The sequence below is a fragment of the Terriglobus sp. YAF25 genome (assembly GCF_052113305.1).
GTDB lineage: Bacteria > Acidobacteriota > Terriglobia > Terriglobales > Acidobacteriaceae > Terriglobus.
Genome location: NZ_JBFRCY010000645.1, coordinates 1 through 2,707, shown reverse-complemented (window position 1 = coordinate 2,707; position 2,707 = coordinate 1). Strand labels below are relative to the sequence as shown.

Genomic DNA, 2,707 nt, shown 5'->3' with positions numbered 1-2,707 from the left:
CGTCTATGCAGGGATGTGTTTTTACCGGGCCGGAATCAATCCGTGCTACATTGCACGTACAAAAGCTAAAAATCTGTCTTCCTTTTCCCGCAAGGGGTAGAGGTTCTGCCATGTCGCTCTTTCCGTATCGGTGCCCCCAATGCTTGTCATCCCACGCGGTGCGAGAATCACACCCGCGTCTCTTTGACCTGCTTTCGCGTTTTCTGCTGCTGCGGCCCTATCGCTGCGAAAGCTGCCAGCGGCGCTTCTATGCGTGGAAGAAGTAGCTCGTAGATATCCATTCCTGACCCTGAACAATTGGGTGCCCCATATCCGGGGTCCCCAGCGGGCTTGCTCGTTGGGGTGGTATCTCGGCGTAGCCGAGATGTGGGGTTTGCAGGATGTGGGGATGACCGCGACTGTCGTGGTATTTCATTCCCACATCTGGCGATAATGCCGCCAGATATGGGGCACCCCGCCCTTACCAGGGTTTAGTGTTGCCGCTTAGTTCCGCCATATCGAGCACATCCTCGTCGGCGAAGACGATCCGGTTCCTGCCTTCATCCTTCGCACGATAAAGGGCGTCGTCGGCAAGATCGATCAGCCGCTGTACGGTGCTGCGTCCGAGCTCATACCAACTCACTCCGATCGAGCAGGTGATATTGAGGTAGTGCCCGCTGCAGCCAATCGGCTCCGCACAAAGCGCCGCATGCAGTTCGGGCAGGCGTGTACTTGCTGTCAGCCGCGTTAGACCGGGAAGCAGCATCATCATCTCTTCACCGCCGTAGCGGCCTACAACGTCGTACGGTCGTGCAAGCGCGCCCAGGCGCCGCGCATATTCACGGAGCACACAGTCGCCTGCCGAGTGTCCCCAGGTATCGTTCACCCGCTTGAAGTGATCGATATCCAGGAGAAGCACAGCAAAGGTGGCGCCCTCGCGCCGTGCCCGCTCGACCTCCTGCTCCAGGTGCTCCATGATTGCCCCGCGATTGAGAAGACCGGTCAGCGAATCGTGTGTTGCCTGAATCTGCAGCTCCTGCCGCGCTTTGAGCAGCTCATGCTTCTCCTGCTCCAGCTCGCGCGTGCGTTCCTGCACAATCGCTTCGAGATGGCGCTGCCGCTGGACAAAGAAACGCACACTCCAGCGCCACACCAGCAGGCATAGCAACAGTGGAGACAGGATATAGACCGCCCACATCGTCCGCGTCTTCCACCATGGCGGAAGAATCCGAAATTCAGCCGACGCCGTCTCGGACTTGCGTCCGGTTCCTTCATCAACCGCGACAACCTCAAGGCGGTACTCGCCCGCGGGCAGTGCCGGATAACGCAGGTCGTGCTGCGGCGTATCCTGCCAGTCTTCTTCCAGACCCACCATGCGATAGCGGAAGGTGATGGAACTCTCGCGTTGAAAGTCAGTGGAGACAAGATGGGCTGTCAAGGAGTCGCGGCCCCACGGTATTTCTCCTTCATGAAAGAGCGTCAACAGCTTCTCGCCGATCTTTACCTCGGCAATCTGCGCCGTCAGCGGTTCCTGCGTGAACAGGTGTTCCGGATGCACGAAGTGCGTCATGCCTCCACTGGTGCCGATCCAGACCGTGCCGTCCTTATCTTCGTAGAAGCTGTTGCTGTTGATATCGTTCCAGACCAGCCCGTCTTCGACACCGCAATGGCTCCATCGGCTGCCATTGAAAAGGTAGAGACCTTCTCCCGTCCCGGCCCAGACCCAGCCTCGGCTGTCTGTCTTTACCAGGAAGACTTTGGCGTCGCCGCTGGCCCACGGTATCGGCTCCAGCAGCTCTGCCTTGTTGCCGCGCACACGAAGATGCACAAGGTTCGGCTCGTTGCCGGAGATCCAGAAGGTGCCGTCGTGGCCGATGCTGAGCTGCGCAGAAAGCGTGGGATGGTATGCGGCCGGAAGCTCAATCTTTTTCCAGGTCCCGCCCGTCAGCCGGAACAGACCGCCACCGGCAATGAACCAGAGAGCGTTGCGCTTGTCTTCCGCACCGACATAGACCTGCTCTGACGGAGCGTCTTTGCCGGTGATCCTCTGTACGCTCCGCGAAGGATCATCGGGCGCCACGACATAGAGTCCGTTCAGCGTGCAGATCCACATACGTCCCGAACTGTCGCGGAGGATCTGAAAGACGCCTGTAAGCTGAGCTACCTTATGGCCTTCGCCGGTCGCGGGATCGTAGTCAAAGACACTGCCGTCGTCGCTTCCCGTCCAGAAATGTCCGTCGGCAGCCATCGCAATCGATTGCACACGATGAAGAGGAAGCCTGCTGGATGCAGCGCGCTTTCTGATCGACCGGCTTCCCGCTTCAATCATCTCGAGACCGCTCTCGGTTGCAATCCACATGCGGTCGCTGCGATCACGGGCAAAGTTCCACACGATGTCCGATCGCAAGCCGTTCATGGTTGTCCAGTTCACGGTGTTGTCGTATCCAAGYCACCGTCCCAGACCTTTGCCGTTCCAGCCCACCCAGACGGAACCCCGCCGATCGACAAACAGCGTATCGATCATGCGCACGGGAAGATCCGCGCCTCCCTGCAATACGTTCCAGTTGCCGCCTTCCAGGCGCGCCAGACCTTCGCCCAGGTTGATAAGGATGCGTCCCTGCTTATCCTCGACGATCGCGGTTCCGCGCGCTGCAAGAGCGCCGCTTGGCAGACTCAGACCGGCAGGAACAAATGCTTTCGCATCACGGTCCAGCCGGTAGAGCGAGCC

At 59.3% G+C, this 2,707-nt stretch carries 1 protein-coding gene; it reads right to left on the bottom strand.

The window, feature by feature from the left end:
- Window positions 1-460: 460 nt before the first annotated feature.
- Window positions 461-2,707, bottom strand: a 2,247-nt coding sequence (locus AB4043_RS21700) for a diguanylate cyclase (RefSeq protein ID WP_442308060.1), incomplete at its 5' end; no start/stop codon positions are given.